A 17014-nucleotide genomic window follows, 5' to 3' on the forward strand; every position below is an offset into this window, starting at 1 on the left:
CGTAGGTTCGAATCCTGCCCCCGCTACCAAAAAAGAAAAGGCGAATCATGCACTTAGCAGATTCGCCTTTTTTATCGCCTAAATAAAAGTCTCTCTGTGCCCATTCTGTGCCCACAGTGTGCCCATCACCAAATTTACCCTGCGGCAAGCGCAACGCACTACGACCTTCGGGCACCCTATTCGGCCAAAAGAAATTACTGTAAAACGTCAGGTATGACACTGGCGATACAGCGCACCTAGCGGAGGCAATAATTTTGGAAGAAGAACAGAACATCAAGTTTTCAGAACTGACTCAGGAGATAGCCGCTGGCAACACGTCCGTCAATATCGAAATATATCGACTCGAAGGCCAGCAAGGCTGGTACTTAGAGGTTGTAGATGAGCACGGCAACTCTACCGCCTGGGATGAGGCATTTAGCACCGACGCGGAAGCACTGGACGAAGCTAAAAAAACTATAGCGACGGACGGCATCCAGTCTTTTATAGGCCCAGAGGGTGGCGAGAAATTAGAGGGCTGGATATAAGCAAGGCAATCTAACAACGGACTGCCTAACTCCTCACGAAAAATCCTGTCTAGGCACCACGACTACCGAAAACTACTCACTATCCTTTATGTGAGTCACCAAGCTATTGATCTGGCAATCGAAGTAAGTACAGAGGCGATCCAAAGCCTCTGACTTCACGCTAGCGCCCGGGTGATTGATCATCTTTGATAGAGTCATCCTGTTCAAACCCGTCTCATCTGCGACCTCACCTATCGTGATTCGCCTCTTTTCACTGAATTCCTTTTCAGCAATCAGTTCTTTCAAGTGATATCGAAGCACCGAACATCCTTTGATCATTTAAATAATCAATTAATGCTTGCAACATGCTTTAGTTTTGATTATTTTGATAATCAAATGATTGCAGCAGTAATCATTTGTCCAAATTTAGACAAGGGATTTTCGCATGAGCATGACATACCTGACAACTGAGGAGCTGTCCTCAAAAATCAAATATGACCCCAGGACCATCCGCCAACAACTCAAAGATAGCGTGCTTTTAGAAGGCCGCCACTACATTCGGCCCTTCGGCGGCAGAAAAATTCTCTACTTATGGGAAGCCATCGAAAAAGACATGCTAGAAGGATCAGACTCGAACCTGGCAATCCCCTTTGCAAGTGGAGGGGTATCACATGGCTAAGATCAGAACTCGCAAAGAGACAAATAAACTCTTCATCGACTTTAGAATTAACGGAAAGCGTTTTCGCGAACAAACGCTGTTGGAGGATAGCCCACGAAATCGAAAGAAACTCGAAGTCCATGTCCAAAAGATGGAGGCTAAAATCCTCCTCGGGGAGTTCGATTACGCTGAGTTTTTCCCAAATAGCTCAAACATTCAGAAATTCCTCTCATTGACTACGGGAGCTTCGCCCGGATCAAACCACAACCATACCGGTCAACGTCTTAATGACCACGGGCACATATTCAGCGAATTCGCGTACCAGTGGCAGCAAGAGAAGCAAGTGGAGTGGCGCGCTTCTCATGCACGCAACATTGAGTGTGTTCTCAACAGTTCACTCATCCCGTTCTTTGGGCAAAAATCGCTCCAAGAGATAACCAAGGCTGAAATACTGACATTTCGCACAGAGCTTGCCAGCAAACCCGGTAGAGGTGCCCCCTTCCGGTCACCTAAGACAATCAACTCCCACATGGCGATCCTGAAGTCGATCCTTGAAGAAGCATCGGACCGCTTTGGCTTTGAAAGCCCTTACAAGAATATCAAGCCACTGAAGCTGCAACGCAGCCATGTTGAGCCGTTTTCACTTGCCGAAGTGAATCAAATCATCGGTGCGGTGAGGAAGGATTACAAGCAATACTACACGGTACGCTTTTATTCTGGGATGCGTACCGGAGAGATAGATGGCCTGCGCTGGGAGCATGTGGATTTTGATCGCGGACTTATTGCGGTACGCGAAACCCTTGTCGCGGGCAAGACGGAATACACCAAGACCGATGGAAGCCAACGGGATATTCCCATGCTAGGGCCCGTGCGAGAGGCTCTCCAGACGCAGTTTGCCGCAACAGGTAAGCTCAGCGCTTACGTATTCTGCAATACCGAGGGTATGCCCCTTGACCACAATAATGTAACCAAGCGCGTTTGGTACCCCCTCCTGAGACATTTGGGCCTTAAGAAACGGCGCCCCTACCAAACACGTCACACTGCAGCGACGTTGTTACTCGCGGCGGGCGAGAACCCTGAGTGGGTTGCCCGATTTCTCGGCCATGCCAGTACCGAGATGCTCTTCAAAGTGTATTCCCGGTATATCCCCAATCTTACAAGAATGGATGGCTCTGCTTTCGAGAAATTACTAACAATCCAGACAGCCGCCGAAATGGAGGATCTAGACCATGTCTAAGCCTTGGACTAATGCCCCTGTAAACACATCAAGCAAAAAAGACGGCATCCGCCTTCTACAGTCCCGTCGCCTAGAGCATTGTCAGTTCCGCGTGCTAGGGCGACATGATCGATTGGGTGAGCACGGCGAGCCTCGATGTTCGCTTCGACTGGGGAATCTCGCTGGCACTGCCCTTATTCACATAGACCCACTGTCTTCGCCTCAGTGGTGGCAAAGCCTCAACCATGGCGATGTGATTTCAATCTCTGGCGAGCTGCGCGCCTTCCCCAGTCAGTGGGAAATCTTGGCAGAATCGGCATATACACCATGCGAAGCTGAACTGAGACCCACCGCACTTTTCCCATGCGACTGGGTGTTACCCGCGTTCAAGCCGCAACTGAAGGCTGTGGTTCGCCACTGGAACAATATCAACGATGATGGATTAAGAGCTTTTCTCGCTAACATTTTCAGCGATGCAGCCAATGCTATGGGCTTTCTGAATGTTCCGGGAAGCCTAAGACACCATCATGCTTACCAGGGCGGATTGCTGGACCACACTGCAGATATGCTTATTCGATTCGGGGGCTGTCACCCGAAATCAAACGGAAATTTGGAACGCGACCTAGTTACCACCCTTATCCTGACACACGATATCGGTAAGACCGTAACGCTAGTTGGAGAAGGTCGAGGAAAACACCAGCCTCATGATATGGCTGCACTTGAGCTAATGGCTCAACCTTTAGCGCAACTAGAGGCGTACTCCCCTGTAATGGCGAATATTATCCGTGGGTACTTCCGACCGAGAAATTGGCTCCCCCAAAACTCATCATCGAGCCTATGTGTAAATTTACTCTATTTTTTATCTCTGGTGGCTTGCCCGCACCCGTGCTCCAATGCGCTCAGCTAAAAGCTGAGCGCGGGCACTACGCGGGTAGCGCCAGACGGGCTGTCTTCGGTCAGTTCTCCATTACCTAGATGGCCCATGAATGTCCTGGCTTTCGCATATTTTCCTGGTATGCTTTGTATCCGTTCCCAATGACTATTCGACGTAGCACATGCCAAACACTATTAACGTTATCGATCTCTTTGCCGGGCCGGGTGGACTTGGCGAAGGCTTTTCTGCGTATTCGCCCAAGAAGCAGAAAAGCAGCGGATTCCAGATCCGCATGTCCGTTGAAATGGAAGAGAATGCACACAAGACCTTAACATTGAGGGCTCTCTATAGAAACCTCACTGGGGGTTCTGGTATCAAGCACTACAGCGATTACATTTCTGGAAAAATTGATAAACCAGAGATGCAATCAACACTTTCATCTGAGTGGGCTGCCGCCTCGGAAGAAACACTTTTCGGTCCCACCAAACTGGGTGAGGACAATGCGAAAATACATGCACGACTTCACGACCTGAAAAAAAGCAAGCAAGGCGAAAATTGGGTTGTAATTGGTGGGCCTCCTTGCCAAGCATATTCTTTGGTAGGCAGGGCACGTAACAAGGGGAAGAAGGATTACTTGCCCGAAAATGATCACAGGCATTATCTCTATCAGGAGTACCTGAAAGTTCTCGATATTATCGAGCCAGATGTATTTGTAATGGAAAATGTAAGGGGAATACTGAGTTCGAAAGTCGAAGGGGAGAAGATTTTCCCAATCATCATTAATGACCTGAAAAATCCGCGCAAGACACTCAAGAAGAGGTCAAAATCACGGGGGCGAGAGTACCAGATATACTCCTTCGTTTGCCCGCCCGATCGAAGCGATTTTTTTGATTTTGGCTATGAAGATGATCGCAGTTACATAATCAAGTCAGAATATTACGGTGTGCCTCAAACAAGGCACCGCGTCATTCTGCTGGGCGTTGCGAATGATATTGATAAAGAGCCAACATTTTTAGGTAAGCCAGGTAATGCAGACTTTATACCTGTAGATCGGCTTCTATCTGGATTACCTCCATTGCGGAGTCATATTTCGAGGCGGGAAGATGACCCCGAAGAATGGGCGATGGCAATCCAAACGCAGGCCGGCAAGATGAGAGGTGAGTTGATAAAGCTGGGCTATAAAAAGGTAGCCGAAGAAGTTGATAAAGCGCAACAAAAACTGCGTAAAAATTACCCAACGAGTTCCTCTAAATACTCTAAAAATAAAATTGATCCGAAAGCTCCCTCTGATTTGCAAAATTGGATTCTAGCTGATGCTCCTCCTCTGGTATTGAATCACGAAACGAGAGGTCATAAAGAGTCGGACTTGGGGCGATATTTATTTTCTGCATGCTGGGCAAAAGCCAAGCCTGAAGGTAGACCATTAAGTCCTAAAGCTCCAGATTTTCCCGATTGCCTTGCGCCTGATCATGCTAACTGGAGATCCGGGAAATTTACCGACAGGTTTCGAGTTCAGGTGAAAGGACACGTTGCCAAAACCATTACAAGTCATATAAAAAAGGATGGACATTACTTCATCCACTACGATCCTACGCAGTGCAGGAGTTTGACTGTACGGGAAGCTGCGCGAATTCAGACATTCCCAGATAATTATTTTTTCGAGGGCGCAAGAACGCCACAGTTTGAGCAAGTTGGAAATGCTGTCCCACCGTTCCTAGCGCTCAAGCTCGCAGCGATAGTCTATGAGTTAATTGGTTGAAAAATTAAAAGCTCCGTCATTCTGATTCCTGCTCGACGGACTGATCTGTAAAGTCATGTTCTTTTGCAATCTCCAGAGCTGCGACCACATGTTTTGCCTGTTTGTGAGAGGGGATCCTGTCCCATCCACCCGCAGCGTATGTTGCAACAGTTAATATGATATTAATCTGAAAGGAGTTAAGCTCCCCGGATTTCCTGCCCCACATGCCAAGATGCATCAGGTAGTCTGCGTTTTGCTGAATTACACGGTTAATATTTTGCCTGTCCAAGGTTGAGAGCTGTTCAGCTTTTCCCTTTTTCGCATGACTTCCTACAGTTGGAAGAGGGTCGCCCTCTCTAAGCTCCTGCTCAAGTTCCGGGGGGATAACTACATCGAGGAGTTGGATCTCATGCCAGCATTCTGTTTTTTTCGCCCACTCAGTTACGTTACGTGATCCAGCCGTATCAATAATTGCCTGCCAGACATTCGGCATCCAGTCGTCCATGACATTGTAAAGGGCATCAGAAACCTCCTGTGTATTCCAGATGGACTGAAGGTTGATTCTGCCTACAGTCTTAAATGCCACAAGTGAAACGACATACGCGACTGCATTCGCGCGGTAACTGGCAAACTTGTGTTTGCGTGCAATCTTCTCTGCGGCCTTGTATATGATGGCTTTGGCAATGAGATCTTTATAAAACAGTTCGTCTGGTTTGAAATTGGGGTGGTCTTTAGCAATGTGGGTCATGAAGTGAATAAAGTTCTTCTGGGAACCACGTCCCACAATTTCCGGTTTCTGATCCCAGCAATTGTAAAATTTGGCCAGGTCAACTTTGGCAAACTTCTGCTTCTTGGGTGTTTGTTCATCAAACTTGCGGCGTTTGGCCACTGAATTGCCAGCTGTTCGATTACGTGCAACTTCATATTGCCCACGTGCCCGCTCATAAAACCAGCGTGTCTGTTCGCCAGGTGTCCAGGTATTGTTCGCCAACTGTTCTATAGCGATGTGGAAAGGGTCGTTGGAAGCGAAGTCCGCTTCATTGACTGTGTTTTGTGTATTTGAATATCGACTAATTTTAGGTACAAGCTCTTCTAGCAAACTGGCTTTAACGACCGTGATTTTTGCCTGAACTGCCAGTTGATCAAGGTGGCTGCATCGGTCGATTTTTAGGCATCGATGTATTGAGGCTACCGTTTGACCGCCGTTAACGATCTGAAGCCCTTTGATAGTCTTTATTGCCAGGTCGCCGGTTTCGGTGCGTTCGGTAACAATTTCTTCTGCTGTCGCCGAGATGCCATTGTTATAGGCAAGAAATCTGTGTGGCTCATTCAGGATGGTTTCTCTGATACCACGGTTAACTTTACCTCGCTGTTGCAGGAAGGACCGTACGTTCAGCTCCATGAGTCGGGCACCGTATTCGTCGTACAGTGCAGCAAGCCTGTCGCCCGGTATAATTGCCAGGTAGCCCTGATACTCATCGGTATTGGATGACATCGACAGGCAAGCCAGTGATTTACCAAATTTCTTTTCGAAGTTTATTGATATTGGCTCATACTCCCGGCCCGATGACACGAGCCTGTAGAGTCGTTGTATATCCCAGTAGCTGACATAAACAGGAAGGTCTTCAAGCATTGTTTGAGTATCACCTGTGGCTTTCAATTGCCCATCAGTGAGGTAGTAGACTCTGATCTGATTTATTGAGTTTATGGATTCCTGGATCGTTCGTACCATCGTGTATTCGTTGCTAGAGACTTCCAGATCCTCATAGTTCATTTTCTGGGCGTACTTATATATGCGAGCCGCCCGTTTTATGCCATTTTCAATGTCCTGTTTGTTTGATGTTTCTACCGTATCCGAGTCATGGAAGTCTGAGACAAAAAGAGATAGTCGACCCTCGTCTTCGTCGACAAACCAGGCATTAGACACTGCCTTGGCGTTCCCAAGCTGCTTTTCAATTGTGCAGATATTGGCGTCGCCAGCTATGCCAAATTCAGCCAGCTGATTGGCAAAAAACTCGGTGAAACGATCGATGCGGTAACCTTCAGTTAGCGTATCGCTGTTATCATCGTTAATTTCGGAACGAATCGACTTGTAGAATTCTTCAAATTCAAGATTTTCAATCACAATAAGTTCTCATTTTGGCATACACGTGGTCGGCACTGAGTAAAAAGGGCTTGCAGTACTCCAGTGTTATTTCATACGTTGCTTTGGTAATGCCGTCCGGTAGATCATGTTCTAGTAGGCGAGGAAAGTCGTCTTTGACTTCATAGAAGTTTATTGATCGTTCGCTATAACTTCGAGTTGCATAATGTTCTGCATGCTCATCTCGATATTTAGCCTGTAGCAGTTTCTCTTCAAAATTGAGTCCTTGCTCGGGAGCTTTGTTAGCAATGGCTATTCGAAGCTCATCTATCAAATCTGGTAGTGTATTTTCTTCTCCTCGTCGAGCATCTAGCAAAATATGGCTTAGCATCAAGAGGTCCAGCCCCGTTGCATCCAGCTGCCTTATATTGTTTATATTTACGGTCGTTGCATCGACTGCTGCACTCGACTTTACCTCGATGGAAACATTACCAAATTCGAAATCCTGATTGGTTCTTCTGCTACCTGTCCAAGCATCAATCAGGGTTGAAAGCGGAATGTCATGGTTGAAAAGTTTCTTTATCAAGTACAGCTCTCCGTACAGGCCTGTTTGGCGTCCGTCGGTGAGTAACTCTGAACTTCCTGCGAAAAATTTCTGCCATCGATCGACCATAGCGATAACGGCTCGTACTGCATCCTTTGGTTTTTCCAGAGAATCCATTTCCTCGCAAACTTTGGCCACGAAGGTGGTGAATACGTCGATCGCGTCAGTTTGCTGTAATTCGAGTAGTAAAGTGACGTCACTAGTACTTTTGATCTTTCCCGCAGCGATACTGATATCCAGGCCCTTGATTCTGGGCCTGGTAAAACCATCTGGTAGATAGGCCTTTTTTATAGGCCCAATTTCAAGCATTACATGTCTTTGCGGAAACGTGCAGGCTGCGTAAAGGCTTATGGGGGACCCATGATCGATCCTAGTGCGAACACGCTGCCCAGGGTCTCCCTGGCTTTCAAGCAAGCCATCGAAGATTTCTTTGATTCTGGACTGCTGGCTAATCATCTATTTGCCCCTGGTATACCCGGTCTACTCGATATGTGACTGGCTTGTCTTTCTTAATGCCGGGGAAGCTGATTGCGAAGCCAATGTATGGCTTGTCTGAATCAATTGGCTGCGTGTAGTCTTGGGTTTCCAGCGGGTAGATAATTAAATGAGCGTTGTCTTTATTGCGGACTGTTCTCAGTTCGGGCCCGCCGGGCGATGATTTATCGCAATTCTGGGCGAGAGCAAGAGCTTCATCGTATTGACCCTGGGTAAGGTCCCACGATTCATCACTAGGGCTGACGAGTCGACGAATTCGGAATGCATTCGGTTCGATAGAGGGTTCTTTCGAATAATTCGGGTGGTTGGCGCGTTTGATCAAGCCGGTACTAATTCCACCGATATTAATCATGGATTTAGATTCAGAGGTTGCTTTTCCAGCCAGCATTACGGACCAGTTTGTCAGGTCACCATTGGCTATCTGTTTTTCAATGTATTCAGCTAGAAGCGCTGTGTTTACTTTTCGAGCATGTTGAGAAGGGGATACATACAACTGGAGATATTCAAGAACTTCCTCAGGTTTTACATTCGACCAGAGGTATTTTCCTTGCGGCTCGCTAATATTGTCGTGGCGGACGGCCGCATATCGTTTGTCGGCATAACTATCTATGCGTTCAATTAGTGCTGCTGTTGCAGAAAAATTGCTATCTACATCTTTACCGGCTCTTGAATAGACGATAGATTCAGAAATTGCCCCCTGGTAGCTCAGAGTTAACTCCACGCTGTGACGCATTTTTACCTGAGAGGTGACCATTAAGACAGGATGTGATCTAACCCGCTGGCCATATGTTGCCGGCGATTCCCCCATTTCTTTCATGAGCACGAATTCATTGCGTAGCTCTTCGCTGGCATCGGTAATATGCTGAAACCAGTTGATCAAACTGTCGGGCGCATATAGCCGGCATATATCAATAAAGCCATCGCGATACCCGAACCATCTCCCCATCTGCATCAGGGTGTCATACATTCTACTCGGTCGAGTAAAATAGCTGACAATCAAGCCTTCTAGCGTGAGTCCTCGGGAAAGCTTATCACCACCTACTGCGATGACATTTAAGCCTTTGGCTTTATTTTGCTCGTAGTCCAGTACGTCGCCAGCAGTACCATTAATACGTCTTACGTTAATGGATTGTGCGGTAGCGAAGATCTTCGCGCTGACATCCGCCCAGTTAGATGGTGGACATTGCAGATCGTTGATTTCTTCGTTAGTTTTTAAAAAGTCCTTTTCCCATAGAGCCTTTAACTCGACAAGTAATGTATCTCTGGAGCCTTCTTCGCCATAGGCCAGTATCTCCTTGAAATCGCGCATGAGACTGTTGAGTTGTTCGTACACTCTTTCCTGTACATCAGTAAATCGGGTGACATGTACCAGCATTGAATTATGTTTGTGTTCTTGTCCACGTAGCGCTCTAATCGTGCAGCCGAGGATGAAAGCCAGGACGGCTTCACGTAGTGAAGGAGGAGGATTCCGGCTTCCATCGTGCATTGGGACATGGTTTCTGTCATGCTTGGGCGGCATCCAGCCGCTTTTCTCGTCAAGCGAAGTGCTTACTGCATAGTCTGATATTGGACGGACTATAGGGAGTCCGGGCCGCCGTTCTTCTCCATCATCATCAATGAGACCGAAGACTTTCTCCGGGCCTATATAATTGCTTGGAGTTGGTATGGTTGTAATGAAGCTTCGGGGGAATAGATCCTCGCCATATTTGTCGCTTTTTATTTCATTGTGAATAAATACGTTAGCAAAGGGAGTGGCGGTGTAGGCCACATATGCAGATTCGGAAAATATGAACAATATTTTTCGTATCAGTCTATTCAGTGTCGTCGGTTCGTGATCTGGGTCTGGATCTCCCTCGGCATCTACGTCCAGCTTGGCAGTGTCGACAGAGCCCTGATCCGCTTCGTCATCAATTAACAGGAGTGGAACTTTGCTTATATGGGGGTTGCCATTTTTGTCTTTGTCGTTGGCGACGTATTCAAGGTATTTAACAAGATTTTTTAGTACGGATGCATTTTTCTTGATAACGAAAACCAGCGGGCGACCGCCGGGATTGATACTGAAATTATTGGCAACTGTGCGATTGAAGTCGCCAGTCTCCGACCGGTTAGTGATAGTGTCGACTCGAAGGGATGGATCAGAACTGATATGCCCAACTCCGACTGGTGTTCTGGCTAATTGTCCATCTGCAGTAGTGATGTCGTAACCAACGAATGCTTCCTCAAGTCTAATTTGAGTTTGCGTACGCAGGTTGTTGTGGAAACCAGTGAGGACAATGATTACCTTGTAACCCGCGTCAGCCGCTTTACAGATCAAGCCAGAGTAATTCGTTGTCTTACCTGACTGTACGTGACCTACTACCATTCCGCGCCGATCCCATGGGCCTTCGGCTTTTGGGTTCTGTAGATAATTAAGAGTTTCGTCTGTGACTTCATCTACTTTATCGACTACTGTCTTCGGATAGTTTTCATTTCTCAACAGGTGCGTGCGATACCGAGTCCAGTAAGCCCAGTCTATGTCTGCTTTTGCTTTGTTTAGCCAGGGTTCCCAGCCGTCCTCGTCACTCTGCAGAGTCAGGGCTTCGCCAACGTAGGTATGATAATCGCGCTCAAATTCTGCAATCATTTTTGCCGCATCGACTTTTTCGGTGGCCCCGGGAATTGCTGATATAGCCCAGTTTACTTTTTCTTTGATCAGTTCCAGCGTCAGTTGGCCATTCGCAAGGTTTTTTGCTTCTTCGATCTGACCAGTGGCAATCAGCTTTACGTTAGCGTAAGTGCTCAACGGCTTACTCCTAAATATTTTGCTCTTATAATGTCTGCATACGCGGCGAAACCTTCCATATTGCAGATGTAATCGATATTACTTTCAGTTGGTGTCCGATCTGCTCCGACGAGGGCCGCCAATGTTGTCTCAACAAGCGCCATAACTTCGGCTTCACTCAAGCCCCCGAGTGGCTCATTAGATCTTTCCGCATGCTCGGCCATATCCAACCAGATTTGCTGAACTGGCACTGTTTCTTCCAGTACTCGCAGTAATGATTCGATATCTGGTTTCAGGTCGCCTGCGTTATCTAGAATATGCCGTACCAGGTCACTTCGTCGGTCAACTTTGTAAATCTGTGAGCCGCCCCGGGTTCCGGTTTTCCACAACCTGATTATTTCCGCTTTTTTTGTGCGTTGACCATATTGGCCTCGATGTGAAAATACCTCCCGGGCTTCTTTTCTGACGTGTCCCGCATATTCCTCTAACCAACCAGAAACTAGAGGAGGAGGGATGGCAGCAGACTTCTTAACGTCAATTTGCCACGCTGAATCCATGTTATTTGGGATGTCAACTTTGATGCGGGCAAGTTTGTAATGTTCTTCCTTGGTCCATCCGTGCCGCCTGCCGCCTAACCCAAGCCATGAGCCTGCAACAAGCAATCTTTTATTGCGGTAAACGTAGAACCCTTGCTGGTCATTCCATCCACCCGGCCCAGCGGCTTGCTCATGTTCGTCAGAGCCCAATTTATCTTTATGGGGCAGTACATAACCTTTTACAGTAACCACTCCATCTTGAAATGCCTTTTTCTCTTCAGGTTGCGGGCTTGTCGCATCCTTTGTCGACAGAAATGGGTCCCATGGTTTGAGCTTGTGCTCGTCATCGTGGCCATTAATATAGATATTTAGCCCAGAACTACCTTCCATGAAGCGGTGAAATATCATGGAGATATGCTGAGATAAGCTATCAATACGGTCGAAGAATTTCCGACGTCGTGATATATCCTTTGGATCCTGATCAGCACAAAGACGATCAAGGTTTTCCAGCAGAACGACTGTTCCATGCTCCAGCTCCTCCAGCTGATTAAACCGAGATTCGGAGTTCTCTCGCGCATATTTTAGAAGACGCCATTCATTATGCTGGCCTACGTAATCAAGATCCCAGCGTCTTAGATAAGTGTTAGCTCCCGTTACTTTGGAGGCGACTGAAAGGCTTCTACATTGTGAAAACGATGCGGTTTTCAGTCCGAGCCCAAAGCGACCAAGATCAGATTTCGGCCTTTCATCCAGTGGGTTGCTAGACCCGGGGCGCATCGCATTTTTTAGCGTGGCTTCGTCCATACCACTGCCGTCGTCGGCAATAGATATCCAAGAGGAACTTCCGTCCCAATACATATGTATCCAGATGTTTTTAGCATTCGCTGAAATGCTATTGTCAATCAGATCTGCTATCGCAGTATTCAATGAGTAGCCGTATGCCCGCAATGATTCAATCATCGCTGCGGCGCTTGGGTCAACGATGTCGTATTCTTCGACTTTGCACATTTTAATTTACGAACTACTAAAACTTGAATTTCGCTGCCAAGCAGAGCGGGGGGTGGCTAGCTTTGCGAAAGTGATATAAACCTCTAGAATCCATTTCTATATATCTTCCTTGATTAATCTAGATGCAGCGAGCGCTGAGAACAACTGACGAAACTTAACACCAAAGCTGAATAAAATAGGATTTTGAGCACAGTTTCCTCCTAATTTAGTTTTATCATGCTTATTTGAATGACTGTGAGCTACAGCTAACTCAGTACAACTTATTAATGCTAGCTTATCTACGAAGTCTGTCTAGGTTGAATCCACTCTTTGGCTGAAAACTGTCTAGCAAACTAGTGGCGATTCACAGATCGCCACGTTCTACGCCATTCCTCACACCCTGATAAACTTCCCGAATATTCAACTGCCGCAGAAGAGCGGGAAAATCTAAGCCCTCACATAGAAGACGGAACTCCTTAATACGCTCAGGGCCAAAGGCGTTACGAGACCGCGGTGAATTCATTATAGAATCATAGGCACTTCCAAGATTTTTCCACCTCACTAAATGCCCCTGCCGATTAATTGCCTTTCCGTCAACAAGCTCACGTAATTTACTGATTAACTCTCCATTTATCCCAATAGCTTCTTCAGTGTACAAAAATGAGGGGGCGCACATATATAACACATCGCTTGCCTCAGCCCCTTCCTTGCGAACCTCGTTTATCCGCTTCGGTAAAGTAGGTATATCCAGAATTTCTTTCGGCAGGTACGACTCCCAACGATCAACAATAAAAACATCATCGGTATTATCTAGAATACTTGACGGTGAACCACTATAACTAACAATCAGCTCTGACTTAGCGCGGGTAAGAGCCACATAAAAATGACAAAGCTCTCTAAAATGCTCATCCCTAGGCAAGGCTGGATTAGGGAATACGCCGCTTGACGCATTAACAACCATCATGACATCAAATTCAAAGCCCTTTGTCTGCTCAAGGTCGGACAAAAAAATTGACCCATCTCCTAAGCTCGCCTCACCATCAAGGAGAATTAATTCTTGATTCTTACAAAAATGCTTTAATTCATAAAGACTGTATCCGCATAAAGCAATACAAACTTTCCAGCTACTATTTCCATCTACGACCTGCTTTGCATAGCGATGAGCAAACGCTATTTCTTCGCTTAGACTATTAGCCGACAACGTCAGCGGCGTTGACCCTGAAAAACTTGAATATTCGGGATCAAGCACCTCAAAATCTTCTGAGTCAAAATTACTTTCCGTAATGTTTTCAAATAACACTTTAAATGCTGCAGACAAAATCTCTCGACTATTTCTATAATTTTTACTTAACTTCTGACTGTGCGAACTTGGTATATTTATACCTGCCATTCTGAGCGATTGATATTTTGTAGATACGCGCTGCGCCGCATCACCACAAATAAAAACATCATTCTCCCCTTTTTTAGTTATCTCTCTAATAAGACTAAGTTCCGTGCTGCCAAAATCTTGGGATTCATCTACGAGCACACAGCGGTAACGCTTCTCTAGCTTACCTTGATGCTTACTTAGCGCTGCTGCCAACCCGAGATAGTCAGTAACACCGACTAAATGCATTTTTTTCTCCCAGAGCCTGAGACCATCCAATAGCAACCTCCGGTATCTCTCCAGCATTGGAATTGATCGACCAGCCCGCTCTATTTTCAAGTATTTTTTTCTCTCACTACTCTGAACCGCACTGCGAATCCAGTCGAATTCTTCTCGAATATAGCTTTCAGCCGAAATACCCTGCGCGATTAGATAATCATGCACTGGGAGTAGTATTTCTGCATCATGATTATTCAGTTCGCAGCGATAGTATTCGGACCATACTTCATCAATATGCTCTTTGCTCTTCCATGTGGTGTCGTCATAAAGCTTATCTGAGCCCGGCTCCAGCTCATGCAAATACTCTTGGCAAACCGAAAAAAACGGCTTTACCTGAACACGCCCTTTGACAGATTCTAATGCAACCACATCCACCAACTCTCGAATTAGACGTGCCAGTGATCGATTAAGCGTGACAATCAGGACATTCTCATCTGGGTATTTCTCAGCCAAACGAATCGCTCGCTTAACCACCACACAGGTTTTTCCTGAGCCAGACACACCGAGGAGTTTGGCTGATCCTGTAAAGTCTTTATCGACTATTTCCTGCTGCTCAGGATGCATAAAAAGCATCCACTGCTTATAATCGGCAGTTTTTACGAAATGGGAAAAAAGCTCTGAAAAAGACGGATCGTTCTGCGGGATCTGAAAGATTCGCTCACTTTCATCCGCCAACTTTTCACTAATTTCTGAAAGCTCACCACGCTGGTATGCCAAGCGTCGCTGCGCTCCTTCAACATCTCCCGCCTTCAGAGCTACCAGTACATCCAAGACAAGCTCTTTTATGCCTTCATCTTCGATGTTTTCTACTGAATCAAACACTTCATCATCAGAAGAAAATGAATGTAAGCCCTCAATAATACGTATCGATGAACGTGGCACAGACTCTACCAATTCATCAAAATCCCTCTCACACAACAGCTCGAATAATTTACCTTTTGTGTATTCAGAAGGAAGCGGCACACGCTCACCAGGCCCAAGAGTAGAAGACATCTCTGGAACGCAATCCAAACGACCTTTACCATCAACAACAAACTTACATCCACGCTTGGCATCCAGCCATTTGTCTTCGTCATCGTGGTCCCCGACGAAAAGCAAAATAACCTTCCCTCCATCCTGCACGGTGACCAACCTGCAAGCACCAGTAAGATCGTATTTCACACACTTTCTGAGTCGCGTTTCACCATGGTTTGTTGCTTTCAACCCCTCTAGCGGATTTCCAAATCCGGAAGCAACGCGACCAATAATTGTCATCACTGTATTACTTGCTTTCTGAAAGGACCCTCCACGCTGATATAAAGCATGGGCCATATCCCGGAGGCCAGGCGCTTGGAAATACTGCAATTCGTTATTATTTTTCTTTAGAGTTAGTGTGGCCATTAAAAATCCCTTTTCCTAAATTACATCCTTACTCTTTAGCATCAAGGTTTGTACTAATTATTCGTCGAACTATTCCAATACTTTTTTCGGCAACAATTCTTTAATAGCAATAGCCTCCCTTTATGAGCTAACAATTTTTATCTTTGAATGATTTCCACAACAGTCCATAAATTCCACTCCAACGTCAGGCGTTAATGGTGCTTTTTTTATAATTCTATGCAAGGTACTATATTTAACTACTAAACTCATGTCCTCTCGTAACAGGTTTTATCAAAGATACTCAGCTTAATCCATTGACTTGGCTGGGCCGGAGGGCCAGCACTTCAGAAGTCCGAGCACCGATGAACCATATAATATCGAGGATGAGGCGGCAGGCTGTATGTTTTTCGGCGCCTAGCAAGCGCAGGATTCCGGGCTTGAGTAGGCAAGTCGGCATCGCGCCAACAGTAGCCAGTACGGTTTCGCGCTTGGCCATGAGGCGCGGCCAATTGATCTGTACCTGCTTAATGAAGAAGGTATTGAGCAGCAGCGGGTTCTGGTAGAAGCGTTGTTGTGACTTGAGCGAGGGAAATCCCCCAGCGCCGTCTTGGATCTGTACCATTTCACCTAGTCCTTGGTGTACTCTGGCGTTAGTTATACGCGCAGTTTTATCGACCTTCAAGTTCATCCTTCCCATAGCGCTAGGGTTTCGATCAATCGGTAGTTCAGTAGATAATCCCACCTTACGAGCCAAAAAATAGGTTTATTGATAACGCACTACCCAGTGCTGCCTGAAAATGCTACATGTGTATGTATATAATCTATACATGTAGCTAGCAATTTAAAATAATACACCTTTCGTAGAACGGGAAACACAGGGTAATGAATGGAGTTATTGGAATCGAAATTCTCACCTCTATTCCTATTCCTGCTCTCTTGGTGTAGTGGCATAGTGAATTTGGCCACCTGATTAGAGGTGATAGCATCACCTCATTCGATTACAGGTGACCCCATGACCAGACCATCACGCCCAACCTTCAGCCCCGAGTTTCGGCTAGAATCCGCACAACTCGTCGTTGACCAAGGTTATTCAGTGAAAGACGCTGCCGAAGCCATGAACGTGGGCAAGTCCACGATGGACAAATGGGTTCGCCAACTCAAGCAAGAACGTTCTGGTGGCAGCTACGATGCCTCTCCGATGACGTCGGAACAGCGCCGCATTCGAGAACTCGAGCGGCAAGTTAGGCGTCTTGAAACAGAGAAAGACATTTTAAAAAAGGGTATGGCTCTCTTGATGTCAGACGAGCTGAAAAATATTCGATAATTCAGCGGCTTCAAGAGAGCTATCCCGTAAAGCTGCTGTGCCAGACATTCGATATTCAGCGTAGCAGTTACAAGTACTGGCGTAGTCGCCCAGAAGGCGATAGCCCCTACCGTCGCAAGCTGAAGTTGATGGTACGTGCCGCACACCAGTTGAGTGGTGGCTCCGCAGGTGCCAGAACGGTTGCCTCTATCGTCAACCAGCGAGGCGAAAAGCTAACGCGATATGTGGCGG

General features: G+C 46.5%; 13 protein-coding genes. 6 read left to right on the forward strand and 7 right to left on the reverse strand.

The window, feature by feature from the left end:
• Window positions 1-254: 254 nt before the first annotated feature.
• Complete coding sequence (locus H573_RS0115410; RefSeq protein ID WP_027874941.1) at window positions 255-524, forward strand: hypothetical protein; 270 nt, start codon at window positions 255-257, stop codon at window positions 522-524.
• Window positions 525-596: 72 nt separating this feature from the next.
• Here the strand turns inward: H573_RS0115410 and H573_RS19910 are convergent, their stop codons facing one another.
• Window positions 597-842 carry a helix-turn-helix domain-containing protein gene (locus H573_RS19910; protein WP_353744105.1) on the reverse strand — a complete coding sequence of 82 codons (246 nt, stop codon included), beginning with the start codon at window positions 840-842 and terminating at the stop codon, window positions 597-599.
• A gap of 106 nt (window positions 843-948) precedes the next feature.
• On the opposite strand from H573_RS19910, the gene H573_RS0115420 reads away from it, so the two are divergent.
• The 4 genes from H573_RS0115420 to H573_RS0115435 all read left to right on the forward strand — a co-directional run bounded on the left by H573_RS0115420 (window position 949) and on the right by H573_RS0115435 (window position 5010).
• The gene (locus H573_RS0115420; protein ID WP_027875058.1) at window positions 949-1182 is read left to right on the forward strand and encodes a hypothetical protein; all 234 of its coding nucleotides are present in this window, start codon (window positions 949-951) and stop codon (window positions 1180-1182) included.
• Window positions 1175-2398, forward strand: coding sequence for a tyrosine-type recombinase/integrase (locus tag H573_RS0115425; protein ID WP_027875059.1), 1224 nt, complete (start codon window positions 1175-1177; stop codon window positions 2396-2398). The genes H573_RS0115420 and H573_RS0115425 overlap by 8 nt, the downstream gene beginning before the upstream one ends.
• Window positions 2391-3284 (forward strand): TraI domain-containing protein, encoded by an 894-nt coding sequence (locus H573_RS0115430; RefSeq protein WP_027875060.1) that lies wholly within the window; start codon window positions 2391-2393, stop codon window positions 3282-3284. The genes H573_RS0115425 and H573_RS0115430 overlap by 8 nt, the downstream gene beginning before the upstream one ends.
• A 148-nt stretch (window positions 3285-3432) precedes the next feature.
• Window positions 3433-5010: a DNA cytosine methyltransferase gene (locus tag H573_RS0115435; protein ID WP_027875061.1), complete on the forward strand. Its 1578-nt coding sequence runs from the start codon at window positions 3433-3435 to the stop codon at window positions 5008-5010.
• 16 nt (window positions 5011-5026) lie between these two features.
• Here H573_RS0115435 and H573_RS18550 read toward each other — a convergent pair whose 3' ends face one another.
• The 6 genes from H573_RS18550 to H573_RS18560 all read right to left on the reverse strand — a co-directional run bounded on the left by H573_RS18550 (window position 5027) and on the right by H573_RS18560 (window position 16081).
• On the reverse strand, window positions 5027-7114 hold the full coding sequence (locus tag H573_RS18550) for an AIPR family protein (protein ID WP_051171369.1): 2088 nt from the start codon (window positions 7112-7114) through the stop codon (window positions 5027-5029).
• On the reverse strand, window positions 7107-8132 hold the full coding sequence (locus H573_RS0115445; RefSeq protein WP_027875062.1) for a PD-(D/E)XK motif protein: 1026 nt from the start codon (window positions 8130-8132) through the stop codon (window positions 7107-7109). Before H573_RS0115445 ends, H573_RS18550 begins: the two co-directional genes overlap by 8 nt.
• Window positions 8125-10953 (reverse strand): Z1 domain-containing protein, encoded by a 2829-nt coding sequence (locus H573_RS0115450; RefSeq protein ID WP_036257016.1) that lies wholly within the window; start codon window positions 10951-10953, stop codon window positions 8125-8127. Before H573_RS0115450 ends, H573_RS0115445 begins: the two co-directional genes overlap by 8 nt.
• Window positions 10950-12428: an ATP-binding protein gene (locus tag H573_RS0115455; RefSeq protein WP_161624282.1), complete on the reverse strand. Its 1479-nt coding sequence runs from the start codon at window positions 12426-12428 to the stop codon at window positions 10950-10952. The genes H573_RS0115450 and H573_RS0115455 overlap by 4 nt, the downstream gene beginning before the upstream one ends.
• Window positions 12429-12819: 391 nt before the next feature.
• Window positions 12820-15480 (reverse strand): UvrD-helicase domain-containing protein, encoded by a 2661-nt coding sequence (locus H573_RS18555; protein WP_051171370.1) that lies wholly within the window; start codon window positions 15478-15480, stop codon window positions 12820-12822.
• 280 nt (window positions 15481-15760) lie between these two features.
• Window positions 15761-16081 (reverse strand): hypothetical protein, encoded by a 321-nt coding sequence (locus H573_RS18560; RefSeq protein ID WP_154653929.1) that lies wholly within the window; start codon window positions 16079-16081, stop codon window positions 15761-15763.
• Between the two features lie 390 nt (window positions 16082-16471).
• On the opposite strand from H573_RS18560, the gene H573_RS0115470 reads away from it, so the two are divergent.
• Window positions 16472-16783, forward strand: a complete 312-nt coding sequence (locus H573_RS0115470; protein ID WP_027875065.1) for an IS3 family transposase — start codon at window positions 16472-16474, stop codon at window positions 16781-16783.
• The last annotated feature ends 231 nt before the right edge of the window (window positions 16784-17014 follow it).

Origin of the sequence: Neomelitea salexigens DSM 19753 (genome assembly GCF_000422345.1) — a bacterium.
Classification (GTDB): Bacteria; Pseudomonadota; Gammaproteobacteria; order Pseudomonadales; family Spongiibacteraceae; genus Spongiibacter; species Spongiibacter marinus_A.

What these genes read in the sequence shown, in the direction of transcription:
- H573_RS19910 (WP_353744105.1), bottom strand. Translation starts at nt 842, where the DNA reads ATGATCAAAGGATGTTCGGTGCTTCGATATCACTTGAAAGAACTGATT.
- H573_RS0115430 (WP_027875060.1), top strand. Translation starts at nt 2,391, where the DNA reads ATGTCTAAGCCTTGGACTAATGCCCCTGTAAACACATCAAGCAAAAAA.
- H573_RS0115470 (WP_027875065.1), top strand. Translation starts at nt 16,472, where the DNA reads ATGACCAGACCATCACGCCCAACCTTCAGCCCCGAGTTTCGGCTAGAA.
- H573_RS0115455 (WP_161624282.1), bottom strand. Translation starts at nt 12,428, where the DNA reads ATGATTGAATCATTGCGGGCATACGGCTACTCATTGAATACTGCGATA.
- H573_RS18560 (WP_154653929.1), bottom strand. Translation starts at nt 16,081, where the DNA reads ATGGTACAGATCCAAGACGGCGCTGGGGGATTTCCCTCGCTCAAGTCA.
- H573_RS0115420 (WP_027875058.1), top strand. Translation starts at nt 949, where the DNA reads ATGAGCATGACATACCTGACAACTGAGGAGCTGTCCTCAAAAATCAAA.
- H573_RS0115435 (WP_027875061.1), top strand. Translation starts at nt 3,433, where the DNA reads ATGCCAAACACTATTAACGTTATCGATCTCTTTGCCGGGCCGGGTGGA.
- H573_RS0115425 (WP_027875059.1), top strand. Translation starts at nt 1,175, where the DNA reads ATGGCTAAGATCAGAACTCGCAAAGAGACAAATAAACTCTTCATCGAC.
- H573_RS18555 (WP_051171370.1), bottom strand. Translation starts at nt 15,480, where the DNA reads ATGGCCACACTAACTCTAAAGAAAAATAATAACGAATTGCAGTATTTC.
- H573_RS0115445 (WP_027875062.1), bottom strand. Translation starts at nt 8,132, where the DNA reads ATGATTAGCCAGCAGTCCAGAATCAAAGAAATCTTCGATGGCTTGCTT.